This is a genomic window from Roseateles sp. P5_E8 (assembly GCF_054177665.1).
Window position 1 is genome coordinate 1 of the sequence record NZ_JBGCUM010000020.1, and the last position, 18,871, is coordinate 18,871.

1 protein-coding gene (cut by a window edge) is annotated in these 18,871 nt (G+C 67.9%); it reads right to left on the reverse strand.

The annotated features are described in order from the left end of the window. Positions 1-18,871: part of an Ig-like domain-containing protein coding region (locus ACXRVZ_RS13815; RefSeq protein ID WP_458232480.1), annotated on the reverse strand (this coding region is incomplete at its 3' end). The annotated region continues 23,761 nt past the right edge of the window; the window shows 18,871 of its 42,632 annotated nt.

Sequence of the window (18,871 nt, forward strand, 5' to 3'; positions counted from 1 at the left end):
CTGCCTGCGATGTTGAGCACCTGACCGGCGTGCACGCTGTAGCTGTCTTCGGCCGCCACGGGGGCTGCGTTGACGACGGCGATGCGGACGATGGCCGTGGTCGATCCCCCGACGCCGTCGCCCAGCTGGTAGCTGAACTGGGTGTTGCCGGTGAAGCCCGCCGCTGGCGTGAAGCTCATGCGGCCGTCGGCAAAGACCTGCACCGTGCCCTGCGTGCCGGTGGTGTTGATGGACTGGATGGCCAGCGCATCGCCGTCGGCGTCGCTGTCGTTGGCCAGCAGGCCCGGTGCGGGGATGTCCAGCGCCTGGCCGGCACGGGTCGTGAAGGTGTCGTCCTGCGCGACCGGTGCGGCATTGGTGACGGCGATCTTGACGAGGGCCGTCGTCGTGCCGCCGAAGCCGTCGCTGACGAGGTAGCTGAACTGCGTGTTGCCGGCGAAGCCCGCCGTCGGCGTGAACTGCATGCGGCCATCGGCGAAGACCTGCACCGTGCCATTGAGGCCGGTGGTGTTGATGGACTGCACGGTCAGCGCGTCGCCGTCGGCGTCGCTGTCATTGCCCAGCAGGCCCGGTGCCGGGATGTTGAGCACCTGACCGGCGTGCACGCTGTAGCTGTCTTCGGCAGCGACCGGCGCCGCGTTGGTGACGGCAATGCGGACGATGCCCGTGGCCGTGCCGCCGACGCCGTCACTGAGCTGGTAGCTGAACTGCGTGTCGCCGGTGAAGCCGGCCGTCGGCGTGAAGTTCATGCGGCCATCGGCAAAGACCTGCACCGTGCCTTGCGTGCCGGTGGTGTTGATGGACTGGATGGCCAGCGCATCGCCGTCAGAATCGCTGTCGTTGGCTAACAGGCCCGGTGCGGGGATGTTGAGCGCCTGGCCGGGGCGCAGCGTGTAACTGTCGTCTGCGGCCACCGGTGCGGCATTGCCGACCGCGATGCGCACGATGCCGGTGGCCGTGCCACCCAGGCCGTCGCCGAGCAGGTAGCTGAACTGCGTGCTGCCCGTGAAGCCAGCCGTCGGGGTGAACTGCATGCGGCCGTCGGCAAAGACCTGCACCGTGCCTTGCGTGCCGGTGGTGTTGATGGACTGGATGCTCAGCGCGTCACCGTCGGAGTCGCTGTCGTTGGCCAGCAGGCCCGGTGCCGGGATGTTGAGCACCTGGCCGGCATGCATCGTGTAGCTGTCGTCCACGGCCACGGGGGCGGCATTGCCGACCGCGATGCGGACGATGCCGATGGACGTGGCACCCAGGCTGTCGACCAGCGTGTAGCTGAATTGCGTGTTGCCGCTGAAGCCCGCCGTGGGGGTGAACTGCATGCGGCCGTCGGCGAAGACCTGCACCGTGCCTTGCGTGCCGGTGGTGTTGACGGCGCCGACGCTCAGCGCGTCGCCTTCGGTGTCGCTGTCGTTGGCCAGCAGACCCGGCGCCGGGATGTTCAGCACCTGGCCGGCGTGCACGCTGTAGCTGTCGTCAACGGCCACGGGGGCCGCGTTGGTGACCGCGATGCGAATGACACCGGTGGACGTGCCGCCGTTGCTGTCGCGCAGCGTGTAGCCGAACTGCGTGTTGCCGACGAAGCCGGCCGTGGGCGTGAAGACCAACTGGCCGTTGGCGGCTATGGTGGCCGTGCCTTGCAGGCCGGTCGTGTTGATGGCGCTGACAGTGAGCGCGTCGCTGTCGGCGTCGCTGTCGTTGGCCAGCACGCCCGGGGCGTTGATCGTCAGCACCTGGCCGGCGTGGACGCTGTAGCTGTCGTCCGCCGCAGCCGGGGCCGTGTTGGTGACAGCGATGCGCACGACGCCGGTGGCCGTGCCGCCCTTGCCGTCGCTCAGCGTGTAGCCGAACTGCGTGTTGCCGACGAAGCCCGCATTGGGCGTGAAGACCAGCCTGCCGTTGGCGTCCACCGTGGCCGTGCCTTGCAGGCCGGTCGTGTTGATGGCGGAGACGCTGAGTGCATCGCCGTCGCTGTCGCTGTCGTTGGCCAGCACGCCCGGGGCGTTGAGGGTGAGCACCTGGCCGGCGTGGACGCTGTAGGCGTCGTCGGTGGCCGTGGGCGCGTGGTTGGACGTGGTGATGCTGACGGCGACCGGCGCGGCCGCGTAGCTGCCGTCCTCGTCGGTGGCGGTGGCGGTGATCTGCGCGCTGCCTGCCGCCGCGAAGACGTGGGTCGCGCTGGTCGCGGTGCCGGCCACGGTCGTGTTGGCCGTGCCGTCACCCCAGTTGATGACCCATTGGCTGCGCGTGTCGGCACCGGGGTCGGTGGCCGAGAAGTTCAGCGTGTAAGTCTGGCCGGTGCCGATGGTGGCCGGGCCGGTGACGATCAGCGTGGGGGCGACGTTGACGACATCGACCGCGAAGCTGGTCGTGGCCAGGCCGCCCGCGCCGTCGTTGGCCTGGACGATGAAGTTGTAGGTCGCGTTGCCATCGGTCGCCGTCCAGCTGATGAGGCCGGACGTGGCGTTGATCGTGGCGCCGGCCGGGGCGCTGGTGAGCGACCAGGTGAAGGGGCCCGGGCCGTCGACGTCGCTGGCCGTGGCGGTGACGCTCAGGGCCTGACCTTCGTTGAGGGTCTGCTTCGCAATCGTCGCGACGACGGGCTTGTCGTTGACGGGGTTGACGACGAGGTTGATCGTCGCCGTGCCGGTCTTGCCGCCCGCGTCGGTGACGCGGAAGACGAAGCTGTCGATGCCGCTGTAGTCGGCGGCCGGCGTGAACGTGACGGCGCCGGTGCTGGCGTTGATGCTGCCCAGCGTGCCGTGGGCCGGGCCGCTGACGAGGCTGTAGGTCAGCGCGCTGCCTTCGGGGTCGGTGCCGGCCAGCGTGATGGCCTTGGCCACGTCCTCATCGACCTGCACGGTCTGGCCGGTGGCGACCGGCGGGTCGTTGAACTCCATATGCAGCGCCAGCGTGCGCGGCGTGTGGGCGCCGTCCTCGTCGGTCGGAGTGACCTTGACGGTGTAGTTGCCGTCAACGTTGGCGAAGGTGTGGCTGAGGCTGCCGGGGTTGCCGGCGATGGTCTGAGTGTTGCCGTCACCCCAGTCGACGAACAGCGACGTGATGGTGTCGGTGCCCGGGTCGGTGACCGTGTAGGTGAAGGTATAGGCCTGGCCGGCGACACCGTTGCCGCCGTTCGGGGCCGTGAAGTTGAGCGTCGGGTCGACGTCCTTGACGAGGATCTTGAAGGTCAGGTCGGCGCTGCGGTTGGGCGTGCCGCCGTCGCTGACGCGCACGAGGATGTCGACATTGCCGGGGCCGTCGGTCGGCGTCCAGCTGAACAGGCCAGTGGTGGCGTTCAGCGTGGCGCCGGCAGGGGCGCTGAGCAGCGTCCAGGTCTTGCCCGGGCCATCGGGGTCGGTGGCGGTGAGCTGGACCTGGATCTGGCTGCCTTCGTTCACTTGCTGGTCGGCTACGGGGGCGATGACCGGCGCGTCGTTGACGTTGACGACGTTGAGCGTGAAGGTGGCGTTGGCCGAGGTGGCGGCGTTGCCGAGCGTGCCGTCCGGATCGCCGCGGTCCTTGGCGCGCCAGGTGAAGCTGTCGGCACCGATGTAGCCGGCGGTGGGCGTGTAGACCCAGGCGCCGCCCGCACCCTGCGTCAGCGTGCCGTGGGTTGGCGCGGTGACGAGCTCGAAGTTGAGGTTGGCACGCGCGGTCTCGTTGTCCGTCGCGGCGAGCAGCAGGTTGAGGCTGCCGTTTTCGTTGACGGCACCGGATTGGTCCTGCACCACCGGAGCGGTGTTGGTGGGCGTGACGTTGAGCGTGATGGTCGCGGAGGACACGCCGGTCTTGCCGTCGTCGACCTTGAAGACGAAGCTGTCCGGGCCGTTGTAGTTGGCGTCAGGCGTGTAGGTCAGCTTGTGGGTAAGCGGGTCGATGGCCGACAGCGTGCCGTGCTGCACGTCGGTGGGGATGGCGTAGGTCAGCGCGTCGCCATCGGCATCGGTCGCGGCCAGCGTGATCTCGATGCTGCCGTTCTCGGCCACGCCGATGCTGGCGGCTGCGGCGACCGGGGCGTGGTTGGTGCTGCGGTCGATGGTGAAGGTGCGGACGTAGTCGCCGCCCGGCGTGCCATTGGCGTCGCCGTCCAGCGGGTTGCCGGCGGTGTCGAAGATGGCCTTGGTGCCGGAGAGCATCAGGCGGTACTTGCCCTCGGCCAGCACGCCGCCGAAGTTCAGCGTCAGGCTGGTCTCGGGGAAGGAGTAGAACGGCGTCAGCTTGACGATGACGTCGTCGCCGGTGTCGAACTGGCCATCGGCGCCGGCGCGGCGCAGCTCGTAGTTGGCCGGGCTGCGCGCGGAGACGCCGTTGAGGGCCTCGTTGAAGTCGATCTGCACGGCCGAGAAGGCCAGCGCCGTCGTGCCGCCGTTGGCGGGCAGTTGCGAGATGCTGGCGACCTGCGGGCCGGTGGTGTCGCCGGACGAACCCTGGAACTCGTAGGCGCCGATGTCGTAGTAGACGAGGCCGGGCGTGGGTGTCCACAGCAGCGAGCTGGCGCTGGCGAGGTTGGCCTGGCCGTCGTAGCTGGCCAGCACATAGGTGGTGCCATTGCCGGCCGACAGGCCGATGGTGGGCGTGAGGCCGGTGTTGCCGGCGCCGTAGTCGAAGCGCACCTTGCCGTCGGCAAACAGCGTCATCGCGACATTGACGTCGGTGCTGGTGCCCTGCAGCTTGGCGGCCCAGCGCACGGTGATGCTGGTGGCCGTCTGGCTGACGAAGATGTCCTTGCCGGCGGGGCCGGTGTCGAGGTCGTCCCACAGCGCCGCGATGCGGACATTGCGCAGCAGCGCGTCGGTGGAATTGGCGTTGCCGTAGTAGTAGGTCGAGTCGCTGCCGGTGTCGAACGAGACATAGCCGTTCGCGTTGACCCACATCTTGGTGTAGGTCTTGCCGTAGAAGTTGAAGTTGAAGCCCAGGGCCTGCTCGAAGGAGCCGTCGCTGGTCTTGAAGGGCTTGGCCGTGCCGGTGGCCGTGAACAACGCGCCAGCGTTGGTTGGCACGAAGAGATCCCAGCCCGTGCCCTTGTTGCTCACGTCGGGGTCGTTGCGGCGGTCGCGGCCTTCGATGTCCTTGGGTGGTGCCAGGAAGGCGTTGCCGGCATCGATGGCGGCCGAGAAGGCGTCGAGCTCGAAGTTGTCGTCGAAGCCGTTGCCGGTGGAGACGCCCTGCTCGCCGAGGATGTTGTCGGCGCCGTCGATGTCGAGGAACAGCGGGTTGCCGGTCTGGGAGTTGGCGTCCTTGCCCGACGCGGTCTGCCAGGCGGCTAGCGTGGCTTGCGTGGCGCCGTTCCAGAGGCCGACGTAGGCGTTGGCGGCGGGGCCGCGGTAGAGCAGGTTGTAGTTGCTCTGGAAGCCGCCCTGGCTGGTGTTGTCCACGGCGATGCCGTAGCCGGCGTCCACGCGCAGGATGTTGTTGGCCAGCACCACGTCGACGGCGCTGCCCGTCAGGCGGATGCCCTCGCCCACCGTTTGCAGGATGGTGTTGTTGAAGAGGCCATCACCAGATGTGATGGTGTGGCCGCCCTGCACGCGCACGCCCTGGTTGGTGTTGGCGTAGATGACGTTGTTGACGATGCGGCTGTAGCCCGTGTCGATGATGCCGACCGAGTTGCTGTAGATGCGGTTGCCTTCCACCAGGCCGTCGTAGATCTGGATGCCGGTGGTGTTGGCGTAGATGGAATTGCCACGCACATTGACGTTGGACTGGCTGCCATCGATGCCGATGCCGTTGTGGTGCACCAGGTTGCCATCGACCAGCAAGCCCGAGCCGTAGTAGAACTGGATGCCGTAGTTGGCCTGGTTGTAGACCTCGTTGCCGCGGAAGACGTTGTTCGTGCCGCTGTAGTTGTAGAGGCCGTAGCCGCTGTTGTCGTGGACCCGGTTGCCCTCGGCGATGTTGCCGGTGCCGCCGTAGAAATACAGGCCGTTGGCGTTGTTGCGGATGTCGTTGTTCTCGACGCGGTTGCCCGTCGCGTTCTCGAAGTAGATGCCGTTGCCGGCGTTGTTGCGGACGACGTTGTCGGTGAAGAGGTTGTTGTCGTTGCTTGTGCTCAACCAGACGCCGCCCGTGGTGGCGCTGTTGATGTCATTGGCGCGCAGCGTGTTGTTGTCGCTGTCGGTGTTGGTGTTGAACACGACACCGTAGGCGCCACCCGTGATGTTCAGGTGGTCGACGGTGACGTTGTCGGCGCCGGAGAACTCCAGCGTGTAGGTGCCGGTGTTGGTGTTGCCACGGTTGATGGTGGCCGTGTGGCCAACGCCTGTCGGGCCGCTGATCTGCACACCGGAGTCGCCGACCTCGAACGGCACGTTGGTGTAGACGCGGTAGACGCCGCTGTCGACGTGGACGACGTCGCCCGGGTTGAGGTCGTAGGCCCGCAGCAGCGCCGTCAGGCTGGCCATCGGGTGGGCCGCGTCCTTGCCGCTGTTGAGGTTGTTGCCGATGGCCGTGCTGCTCTCGTCGCTGGCGAGGCTGCCGTCGTTGATGAAGAACTCGGTGCCGCCGTTGGCGATCAGGAAGGGCTCGTCGGACAGGTCCTGCGCGGCAACGCTGCCGTCGCCGTGGCGCAGCACGGCGCGGATGAGGGCGGTGTTGCCGTCGGTCGTCTGGTCGGGTGTCCAGGCGTAGTGGCCGTTGCCGAAACGGTCCATGGACAGGCCCGTGGCCAGGGTCTGCCAGCTGTTGCCGCTGTCCAGGCTGGTCTGCAAGTCGACCGTGGCTTCCAGGTCGGCCGCCGGCACGACGCGCAGGATCTCGATGCCGTTGATCAGGGCGCCGCTGGCCTTGGTGATCAGGTCGAGGTCGATGCCATTGCCACCGCTGGCCACGACGTTGAACTCGCGCACCACGGCCTTGAAGTTCGCACCCGCCGTGGCGCGGATGTCGAAGTTGCTCTGCACGGTGTTGCCGTTGAGCTTGATGTCGAACACGCGCGTGCCGGGCTGGGCGTAGAAGTAGGTCTCGGCGAAGTGCAGGCGCACGATGTACTGCCCGTCATCGACCGGCAGTTCGTAGCTCAGGCCCTGGCCGACGGTGCCGTTGGCGTACATCGCGGTCTGGTAGACGCTGGCGGGCGCGGGGTTGGTGGCGCCGCTGAGGTCCACGGCCTCGGTGAAGCTGGTGTAGCTGTAGCCCTGGGTCTGGTAGCTGTTGCGCAGCCAGTAGCCGAGCGTGCCGTCGCCCACGGGGCCGGCGTTGCCGGCGTTGATGAGGAGGGCCGGCTCGGTGCGGTTGATGCCGGCGCTGTGCCAGCTGACGTCGACGGCCGTGCCGACTTCGAGCTTGGCGTAGCCGCCCGGGCCGGTGACCTGGATCAGCGGCACAGGGCTTTGCGTGGCGTTGACCGTGTTGCCGTAGGCGCCCATGTCGATGCGGGCGCCGTTGTCCACAGGCTCGTTCACGTAGGCGAAGCTCGGGTCGCCGGCGTCGATGCCGGCCGAGCCCGTGGCGAGGCGGAAGTCGTCGTCGCGACCGGCGTCGCCCTGGACATGCTGCAGGCGGATGGCGTCGGCCGTGAACTTGCCGTAGGCGGCGGCGTCGTGGACGCGCACCGTCAACGTGTTGCCGGTGATGACGACGGTCGAGATCTCGCGCCACTTGGCGCCGTCGGCCGTGAAGTCGTTGGGCAAGGTGTTCTGCGCGGTGCGCTGGAAGCTGATCTGCGTGTCAGGGTCGACCAGGCCGTCGTAGATCTCGTAGGGCGTGTTGCCCGAGTAGCCGCTGGCAGTGGTCCAGGTCGCCGCGATCTGGTAGGTGCCGGGGGTGAGATCGGTGAAGGTGTAGGTGGCGTAGTTGCTACCGGTGCCGTAGAAGTTGCCGCCAGCCTCGCGGCGGTCGTTGCCATAGCCGTTGCCGCTGCCGGTGACGGTGGTGAACGCGCCGCTGAAGCTGACGCCGATGTCGCCGTCGTCCAGGATGACGGCGCTGCCGATGGTGGACTTGGACCAGCCGTAGTCGTTGTCCGCGCCGTCGACGTCGCGGAACTGCACGGGTGCGACCTGGCTGTGGGTGTCATTGCCAGTCTCGAAGCGCCAGGTCAGCAGGTTGCCGAAGTCCACGCCCTCCCAGTTCATGCCGACGAAGGCCGTCGGGTCGGTGCCGCCGAAGAGGTTGTAGTCGCTGTCGAAGCCGCGCTCGGCGCTGGCCGGCACGAAGATGGCCGTCGCGTCGGCCAGGTCGAAGACGTTGTTGCGCAGCGTGACGTTGGTKGCGTTGGCCTCCACGTCGATGGCGCGGCCACCGTTCTGGCGGATGGTGTTGTTGTAGAAGCCGTTCTGGTCGTTGCCGCTGCGGCCACCGGAGATGCGCGCGGCCGTGCCGTTGGCCCAGAAGACGTTGTTGCGGATCAGGTCGGAGCCGGTGTCGCGCAGGCCCGTGGTGTTGTTGTAGATGCGGTTGTCCCAGATCGTGCTGCTGGACATCTCTATGCCCATGGTGTTGGCATAGACATGGTTGCCGACGATCTCGGCGCTGCTGCCGGAGATGCCGGTGCCGTTCTGGCGCACCACGTTGTTCTCCGCGCGCACGCTGGTCAGGGACAGGCCGGTGCTGGAGCCCCAGACCTCGTTGCCACGCACCAGGCCTTCGTAGGCCACCGCGATGCCGGTGCTGACGTCGTGCACACGGTTGTTGCTGATCAACGGCGCGTCGTTGGCCTCGTCGCCGGCCGAGTAGTTGTAGATGCCGGTGGACTGGTTGTAGACCTCGTTGCCGGTGATGACCGCGCGCGTCGCGTACTGCGCCTGGATGCCGGTGCTGCCGCTGTCGTGGACGGTGTTGCCGGTGACCAGGGCGTCGTCGACGTTGCTGCCGACGTAAATGCCGCCGCTGGTGTTGCCGGTCACTTCAAGGTTCTTCAGCGTCACGCGGTGCGAGCCACTGTTGTCGCCCAGCACGACGCCCCACTGGCCGCCGCTGAGCTTGAGGTTCTCGATCGTCACGTCGGTGGCGCCGGCGATGTTGATCGGGTACTGGTTGCTGTTGGTGTTGCCGCGGTTCAGTTCGGTCACGGCGTGCAGCGCGCCGACGATACGCACGCCGGAGTCCTTGGCCGCCAGCGTGAAGTTGGTGATGAGGTCGTAGCGACCGCTGTCGACGAAGACAGTGTCGCCGGGGCCGACGTCGTAGGCGCGCAGCAGCGCCGACAGGCTGGCCATCGGGTGGGCCGCGTCCTTGCCGCTGTTGGCGTTGTCGCCGACGGCGGTCGTGTACTCGTCGGCGGCGGTGGTGCCGTCGTTGACGTAGAAGACCTTGCCGCCGTTGGCAATCAGGAAGGGCTCGTCGGAGGTGTCGGTCGCGGCAGTGCTGCCGTCGCCGTGCACGGCGATGGCGCGGATGAGGGCCGTGTTGCCGGCGGTGGCGAAGTCGGGCGTCCAGGTCGTGCGGCCGTTGCCGAAGCGGTCCATGGGCAGCCCGCTGGCGATGGTCGCCCACGACAGGCCGTTGTCCAGGCTGACCTGGAGGTTGACCTTGGCTGCGGCATCGCCGGCGGGCACGACACGCTGGACCTCGATGCCGTTGATCAGCGCGCCGCTGGCCTTGGTGATGAGGTCGAGGTCGATGCCGTTGCCGCCGCTGGCGGTGACGGTGAACTCGCGCACCACGGCCTTGAAGTTCGCACCCGCCGTGGCGCGGATGTCGAAGTTGCTCTGCACGGTGTTGCCGTTGAGCTTGATGTCGAACACGCGCGTTCCGGGCTGGGCGTAGAGGTAGGTTTCCGCGAAGTGCAGGCGCACGATGTACTGCCCGTCGTCGACCGGCAGTTCGTAGCTCAGGCCCTGGCCGACGGTACCGTTGGCGTACATCGCGGTCTGGTAGACGCTGGCGGGCGCGGGGTTGGTGGCGCCACTGAGGTCCACCGCGTCGGTGAAGCTGGTGTAGCTGTAGCCCTGCGTCTGGTAGGCGTTGCGCTGCCAGTTGCCGAGTTCGCCACCGGCCACCGGCCCGCCGTTGCCGGCGTTGATGGCCAGCACGGGTTCGGTCGGCAGCAGGCCGGCGGTATGCCAGTCGATGGTGACGGGTGTGCCGACAGTCAGCTTGGCATAGCCGGTGGGGCCGGTGACCTGGATCATCGGCGCCGGGCTCTGCGTGGCGCCCAGCGTGTTGCCGTAGGCGCCCTGGTCGATGCGGGCGCCGTTGTTCAGCGGCTCGACGCTGTAGGGCGATGTCGGGTCGCCGCCGTCGACACCGGCGGAGCCGGCAACGAGGTGGAAGTTGTCGTCGGCACCGTGGTCACCGCCGATGCGCTGCACGCGGATCGCGTCGGCGACGATCTTGCCGTAGGAGGCCGCGTCGCTGATGCGCACGGTCAGCGTGTCGCCGGTGATGACGACGGTGCTGAGGTCGCGCCACTTGGCGCCATCGGCCGTGTAGTCGGCAGGCAGGCCCTGCAGGTTGGTGCGCATATTGCGCACGAGGTTGGCCGCCGTCGGCGCCCCGTCGTAGAAGTAGTAGGGCTGGTTGCTGGTGTTGCCCGACGTGCTGCTCCAGGTCGAGGCGATGACGTAGGTGCCCGCCTGCAGGCCGGTGAAGGTGTAGGTGGCGTAGTTGCTGCCGGTGCCGTACTGGTTGCCGTTGGCTTCGCGGCGGTCGCCGCCGTAGCCAGGGGTGCTGGTCGTGACGGTCGTCCAGCTGCCGGTGAACGTGACGTTGGCGTCGCCATCATCCAGGATGACGGCGCTGCCGAGGGGCGAGTCATCCCAGCCGAAGAAGTTGTCGGCGCCGTTGGCATCGACATAGCTGGGCGTGGCGATGCGGCTGTGGACGTCGTAGCCGGTCTCGTAGACCCAGTCGGGTCGGCTGGCGAAGTCGCGGCCTTCCCAGCGGGTCAGCACCGTGCCGGCCTGCTGGCTGAACAGGTTGTAGTCGCTCTGGAAGCCGTTCTCGCTGTTCGGGCTGACCGAGATGCCGGTGGCACCGCTGCGCAGGTCGATGATGTTGTTGACAATGCGGGCGTTGGTCGCGCTCTCGAGCAGCACGGCCGTGCCGCCGGTCTGCACGATCGTGTTGTTGACGACGCCGTTGAGCTCGTTGCCGCTGTGGCTGCTGCTGACGCGCACGCCGGTCGTGTTGTCCCAGATCAGGTTGTTGGTCAGCAGCATGTTGCTGCTGACGTTGACGCCCAGCGTGTTGTCGTAGATGCGGTTGCCGCTGGCGGTCAGGCTGTTGACGCTGAGGCCGGTGGTGTTGGCGTACAGCGTGTTGTTGGTGACGGAGACGCTGCTGGCGTCGATGCCGGTGGTGCTGCCCCAGACGGTATTGCCGCTGACGTCGTAGTTGCTGTTCGTGCTGATGCCACTGCTGCTGGCCGCCCACACGGTGTTGTTGCGCACCCAGCCCTCATAGGACTGCGAGATGCCGACGGTGATGTCGTGGATCTGGTTGTTGACGACGTTCGGGCCGTCGTTGGCCTCGTCGCCCGCCGAGTAGGTGTAGACGCCGTAGTACTGGTTGTAGATCTCGTTGCCGCTGATGAGCAGGCGGGTCGAATACTGGCCCTGGATGCCGGTGGTGTTGCCGTTGTCGTGGACGACGTTGTTGATGACCTTGCCGTCGTCGATGTTCTGGCCAACGTAGACGCCGCCCGAGCTGTTGCCGCTGATGTCGCTGTTGCTGAGCGTGAAGCGGTGGGCGTTGGTGTTGTCATTGGCGACAAAGCCCCACTGGCCGCCGGTCAGCGTGACGCGGTCCAGCGTCACGTCGGTGGCGCCGGTGCCCAGCAGGAAGGCGTACTGGCCGCTGTTGGTGTTGCCGCGGTTCAGGACGCTCGCGTGGCCGACCGCGCCGCGGATGACGACGCCACTGTCCTGCGCGTCGACGAGCAGGTTGGTGGAGAGGTTGTAGACGCCGGTGTCGATGAGGATCAGGTCACCCGGCTTGAAGTCATAGGCGTTCAGCAGCGCCTGCAGCGAGGCCTTGGGCTTGGACGCACTGCGGCCGTCGTTGGCATCGTTGCCTATTGCCGTGGCGTACTCGTCGCCCGTGGTGGTGCCGTCGTTGACATAGAAGACGCTGACGGTGGAGGCCAGGTTGAAGGTCGCGTCGGACGTGTCCTTGACGGCCGGCTGGCTGGCCGAGCTGACACGCAGCAGGTAGTCGCCACCCGGGAACTGGCCGGCGCTCGGCGTCCAGTCGTAGACGCCGTCGTTGGCCTCGTTGGCCGCGAGCGACACCCAGGTGTTGCCGTCCAGGCTGAGGTCGAGGTTGACGTTGCCGCTGAAACCGTCGGAGCGCCAGCGCACGGTGAAGTTCTCGCCTTCGGCCACGGTCTCGCCGCCGTTGGGCGTCATCACGCGGACGTAGACGGCCGGGCTCAGCGAGGCGTACTTGGTGTTGCCGTCCGAGCCGATGTTGACGTAGCCGCCGCGCGGTGCGGGTTCCTGGTCGAAGGGCTGGTTGAGCGCGCCGCGGTCGATGCCTGGGCTGTCCTGGGCGTCGTTGGTCAACGTGCCGGTCAGCAGCATGGGCAGGCCGCCAGCGCCAACGACGGGCGCCAGCGAGGCGCCGTGGAAGCTGCCCTGCGTGCTGCGCAGGTGGAAGTCGTCGTCGCGCCCATCGCTGGCCACGCTGACGTAGCCGAGGTTGCCGTCCGCGCCGTCGATGTCGACGAACAGCGGGTCGGTGGCCTGGCCGTCCAGGTCCTGGAAGTTGGCTTGGCGCCAGGCGGTCAGCGACGCGCGCTGCGTGCCCTGCCAGATGCCGACGGCGCCCTGGAAGATGTTGAAGTTGGACGTGAAGCCGTTCTGCGAATTGGCGTCGATGTTCAGCGCCACGCCGCCGGTGCCGGCCCACAGGATGTTGTCGATGAACTGCGCATTGCTGGCCGAGCCGTACAGCTGGATGGCGTCCCCGGTGGTCTGGTAGACCGTGTTGCCGATGAATTGCGGCGCGCTGCCCTGCAGCTGCACGCCCGTCGCCGTGTTGGCATAGACGAGGTTGCTGCGCAGCACGCTGTTGCCCTGGCTGTAGACACCGACGCGGTTGCTGTAGACCGTGTTGCCGGTGGCCGTGGCGGTGCTGAGCCACAGGCCGACGCCGTAGCTGCCGGCCGTGCCCGGGTCGTTGTTGTAGATGCGGTTGTCGGCCACCAGGCCGCTGTACATGTACAGGCCGTTGGAATTGCCGTAAACAACGTTCTGGCGGGCCTCGCCGCCACTCATGCCGATGCCGTAGTTGCCATTGCCGGCGTTGCCGCTGGCCACATTGCCCCACACCAGCGCATTGCCGCTGAAGATGGCGCCACCGTTGCCGTTGTTCAGGAAGCGGTTGCCCAGGCCCGAGCCCAGCGCACCACCCACCAGGGACTGGCTGCTGCCGCCGACGGTGTAGTTCAGGCCGGTGTTGCTGTTGCCCTGGAACAGATTGCCCTGCACGCGGACTGCGCCGGGGTAGTACAGGTAGGCACCGAAGCCGGTGTTGTTGGTCAGCTGCGAGTTGGTCAGGAAGCCCAGGTTGCCTTCGGCGTACAGGCCGCCGTTGCCGCGGTTGCGCGTGCTGACGAGTTGGTCGAGGCCGCCCAGCGTGCCGGACAGATACAGGCCGGTCTGCGTGTTGTCATGGACATTCAGGCCGGTCCAGGTGGCCAGCGGCGCATTGACCTGCGACGCGTAGATGCCTTCGTTGAGATGGCCGTAGGCCTCGATGTTGTCGAGGTCGATGGCATCGGCGCCGCCGGTGATCAGCACGCCGCGGTTGGCGTCGCGCAGCTGCAGGTTGCTGATGGTGACGAAGTCGGTGTCGGACAGGTCCAGCAGCGCCCAGGTGCGCTCGTTGGGCACGATGGGGAAGATGGAAGCGAGATGGCCGGCCTGTGTCGGGCCGGTCATGGTGAAGCCCTCGTCGATGCCGAAACCGCGCGTGGCCGTGCCGGACAGCGTCAGCGACTCCAGCAAGGCGTAGTTGCCGGTGTCGACGTAGAGGGTGGCGCCGGCCTGCAGGTCGTAGGCGCGGAACAGGTTGGTGACGTTGGGCTTGGGCGCGCCGGCCGACTTGCCGGTGTTGCGGTTGTCGCCCGTGGCCGTGGCGTACTCGTCGCCGGTGGTGGAGCCGTCGTTGACCCAATAGGTCAGGCCGTCCTCGGGCACCGTGAAGGGTTCCTGGCTGCGGTCCAGCACGGCCGGGTTGGTCACCAGGCTGACCTGGATGCGCAGGCCGTGGGTGTTGTAGTCGATGCCGCTGTTGCCCGGAATCCAGGTGAACTGGCCCGAGTCCGGCGTGGCGCTGACGACGTTGGCGACCCACTTCGGGCCGTCCGCCGTGTCCTGGTAGACGTCGATTCGCACCGGGGAGTCGTCGGCGTTGCCGAAGGTCTCCCAGGTGATGTTGAGCGGCTTGAACTTTTCCCAGTCGAGGTAGAGGTCGGGGCCGCGCAGGTTGATGCGGGGCGCGCCGGCGGCAGGGATGGCCAGGTCCGTCGCCGCGTGGCCATACGCGCCGATGTCGCTGGCCTGGTTCTCGCTGACCTTGTAGAGGAAGGCCTGGTCGAAATAGCCGTCGGCGTTGCCACCGGTGAGGCGGTTGGTCTTGAAGACGTATTCCACCGAGCGCGTGCCGAAGGGCACGTCGGCGCGCTGGCCAACAAGTTCCCAGCGGTTGGTCGTGCCGCTGGCCTTGGCCACAGCGGTGGCGAGCACGTCGCCACCGGCGTTGCGGAAGATCAGCTGCACTTCGCCGCTGTCCACGGGGCTTTCCACGCCCATGCGGATGCGGCCGCCGAACAGCAGCTCGAAGTCCTGGCCATCGGCCTGGGCGGCGGTCAGGCCGAGCTGGGCCAGCGTGAAGGTCTGGCGCGCGAAGCCGCCGGCCACGCCACCGGCGAAGAAGAAGTTGTTGCCCTCGTAGGCCTTGGGCGCCGAGCCGGTGGGCGTGTAGGAGGAGGAACCGGCATTGGTTTCCCAGCCCGCCAGCGAGCCTTCGAAGCTGGCGTTGGCGATGAGGTTCTGGTCGGCCGGGTTGCGGCCGTTGTCCATCAGCACGGTGCCCATGTCGATGCCGGGCGAGCTGAAGCGCTGGCCCGCCACCGGGTCACGCAGGCGGAAGTCGTCGCCGAGGAGGCTGACGAACTCGGGCTCGGCCCAGGTCGGGTTGACGACCGTGGCGCCGATGGAGTGCAGGTCGAACTTCGCGATGTCGGCTTGCCAGTCGAGGATGTCGGTGAAGTCCTTGGTCCAGAAGCCGACCTTGCCGGTGCCCGACGTGAACAGGTTGTTGTAGTCGGAGTAGAAGCCGTAGCGGCTGTCGTTGGCCACGTACAGGTCGTAGCCAGTCATCGCCCACATCAGGTTGTTCTGCACCTCGACTTCGGTGCTGCCGCCCTCGGAGCGCAGGTTGTCGCCGGTGATGGCGTAGAAGGTGTTGTTGAACACCCGCACGTCGGTCTTGCCGTTGATCTCTATGCCGACCAGCGTGTTGCGATAGAACAGGTTGTGCAGGATGCGCTGCTCGCTGCTCGCGTTGATCGCCGTCTGGTTGGCAGAAAAGCGGTTGAACTGGACGGTGCCGGTGAAGGCATTGACGCCGGTGACGTTGGCCTCGATGAGGTTGGCGTGGACCAGCGTCTCGCCGCCGATCTGACCGGTGCCCTTGACGCCGACGGTGTTGCCGCGCACGACCTGGCCCTGCATCTGCGCGCCGCCCAGCAGCTGCACGCCGGTGGCGTTGCCCTCGAAGGTGTTCGGGCGGTCGACCGACGCACCCACCCAGCCGATCGCACCAGCACCGACGACGTTGCTTTGCAGGCCAAGGGTCGCGCCGCCGACGGTGTTGCCAGCGAGCTGGTTGGCCGCCACATAGTTGATGCCCAGCGCGCCGCCCTGGATGCGGTTGTTCTCGATAAGGCCGTTGAACGTGGCTTGCAGGTCCAGACCCGTGCCGTTGCCGGTGGCGATCAAGGTGTTGCCGGCGATGCGGCCGCTGGCATTGGAGCCGCCGACGATCTGCATCGCGGCGGGGAAGCCGGTGATGGTGTTGTCGCGGATCTGCACGCCGGTGGCGCTGTCCAGCAGCAGGCCGATGACGCCCGACATGGTGTTGAAGCGCAGGCTGGCGTTCTGCACGCCGGCGGCAATGCTGACGCCGCCGGTGAAGGTGTTGCCGAAGAGCTTGGCGCCCTGCCCCACGGTGAGGCTGACCGCGCCGGTCGCGCTGGAGTCGCTGACCCCCACGCCGTTGCCGGAGATGGTCAGCGTGGATTGCAGCTTCAGGTTCTGCAGCGTCACGTTGGCGCCGTTGACCGTCACCGCACCGGTGATGCTGCTGCCTGCTGCGCCCCAGATCGTCACGCCAGCATCGCCGGCCGAGACCGTGAAGCCGCCCTGGCTGCCGTTGACGACGATGACGTCGCCCGCGCCCAGGGCCTGGCTGTCGAGGATGTCCTGCACCGAGTTGCCGGCGCTGGTGTTGAACACGCGGCTCACCGGCGCTGCGTCGGCGCGGACGAGGATTTCGGGCGAACCCGAAGATCCGCCGATATTTGCGTCCTGCCAGGCCAGCACGGCCTTGCCGGTCGAATCCACCGCAAGCGCGAGTTGCTGCGGTTCGCCGCCGGTCTGGCTGATGCCGGCGCCGGCGCCTATGCCACTGGCCTGGCCGGGCAGCACTTCCTCAAAGTGCTGCGTCGTGGCGTTCCACTGGCGCTCGTAGAGGCTGCTGACCGCGTCGAGCAGCGGCGTGTTGACCCACACCAGGCGCAGCGAGCTGCCACCCGCTGCCAATTGCGGCAGGCCCGGGCGGCTCTGGTCCTTGATGACGTCACGCACGGTGACGCCGCCCGCGCTCAACTGCGCGGTGACGACGGTGGCGCCCTGGTCGGCCCAGGCCTGCCAGGCGACGAAGAGGCTGCCGCCAAAGTAGGCGACGCTCGGCTGCGCATGCCAGGTCGAATCGAGGCCCAGGGCCGTCTTGACCGCCGCGCCGCCGCTGACGCCGGTGGTGGCGTTGGAGCCCGCGAGGCCGGCCCAGGTGCCCGTGCTGGGCGTGCCGCCCGGCGTGAACTCGGTGACGTAGACCTGGCGCAGCGAGCTGCCCGGCTGCACGGCCGAGTAGCCAATGGCCACCTGGTTGCCGCTGGCCGCGACGCTGAAGTCGCGCAGCTCGGTGCCGATGGCGAGACCGGTGCCGGTGGAGGCGGCTTGCGCGCCCAGGGCGACCCAGCTGCCGCCGGTGTAGATCTTGGCGTAGACACGCAGATTGCCTGCGGAGTCGTCCGTGTAGACGACGACCGGGCCGTTGGTGGTGTTGACCAGCTTGGCCTGCACCGCGGTGCCGTTGTTGGTCGCATTGCCCAGGCTGACCCAGGCACTCCCATTCCAGCGCTTGACGACGATGTCGCGGCTGCCGTCGGCCAGCGTCTCCGTCCAGGCCACGACAGGCGCACCTGTGCCATCGACGGTCAAGGTCGGCCTGGCAGAGGCCGCCGCGCTGCTGGCGGACACGCCGCCCTGAGCGGCGCTGATGCCCAGCGCGACCCACTGCGTGCCGTCGTGCTTGGCAACGTAGATCTCGAGGTTGCCGTTGCGGCTGTCGCTCCAGGCGACGTAGCGCTCGCCAGCCGGGCCGGTCGCGACGGCCGGCTCCTGCGACAGGCCGAGGTCGCCAGCCAGACCGCGCAACGCAGCGGAATCCGCCGAGCTGCCGTTCAGGTCGGCCCAGCGGCCGCTGCCAACGACGCCGTCCGGCAGCGTGCCGGCGGCGCGCGGGCTGGTGTCGTCCACCGGCACGACGGCCGGTGCCGGCGTGGCGGGGAAGGCGCTGAAGAAGCCGGCGTCGTCGCCAGCACCACCGAAGTCGATGAGGTTGGTCGTGCCGCCACCGGCCTCGGCCACGGCCATGCCGCCCACGCCCTGGATGAGGTCGTCACCGCCCTCGCCGTAGAGCAGGTCGTTGCCGCCCTGGCCATAGAGCTTGTCCGCGCCCGAGCCGGCCTCGTTGCCGTTGCTGCCGAAGTCGCCGTAGAGGTAGTCAGCGGCCTTGTCGTCGCCTGCGCCGGTGACCGAGTGGCCGTACAGCGTGTCGTTGCCGGCACCGCCGACCATCAGGTCGACGCCCGCGCCGCCTTCGAGCACGTCATCGCCCTCGCCGCCTTCCAGCGTGTCGGCGCCCGTGCCGCCGTCCAGGCTGTCGTTGCCGGCCAGGCCTTGCAGGCGGTCCTCGCCGGCGCCGCCGAAGAGGTTGTCGCTGCCGTCGGCGGAGCCGATCAGCACATCGTCGCCGTCGCCGCCTTCGATCGTGCCGCCCTGGCCATAGCCCTGGTTCAGCTCGTCGTTGCCGTCGTTGCCCTGGATGTTGTCGGCGCCGAAGCCGCCGTCGATGAAGTCGTCGCCGCCATTGCCGTAGAGCTGGTCGTCGCCCTGCTCGCCAAAGATGCGGTCGGTGGCGTCGTCGTCGGCCGGCTGGGTGGACTGCTCGGTCGGCGCGTGGCCGTAGATGGTGTCGTCGCCGCGGCCGCCATACAACGTGTCCTTGCCGCTGCCGCCAATGATCTCGTCATGACCGGAGCCGCCGTCGACGAAGTCGTCGCCCGCGCCCGCGTCGATGTTGTCCGAGCCACCCAGGGCCCAGATCTGGTCGTTGCCGTCGCCACCGAGGATGGTGTCGCCCTGAGCGCCATCGCCACCGTCGTCGCTGCCGAAGATGCGGTCAGCGCCCGCGCCGCCGCTCAGCGTGCCGCCAGCACCCTGGCCGGCCACGAGCAAGTCATCACCGCCATTGCCGGTGAGGGTGTCGACGCCGTCGCCACCGTAGAGGTCGTCAGCACCGGAGCCACCGACGAGGGCGTCATCGCCGCCGCGGCCGTAGATCGTCCAGCCTTGCGACTGGGCAGACACGTTCAACACGTCGGCCTGCTCATCGCCCACAAGCTCGGGGCGGTCGCCCG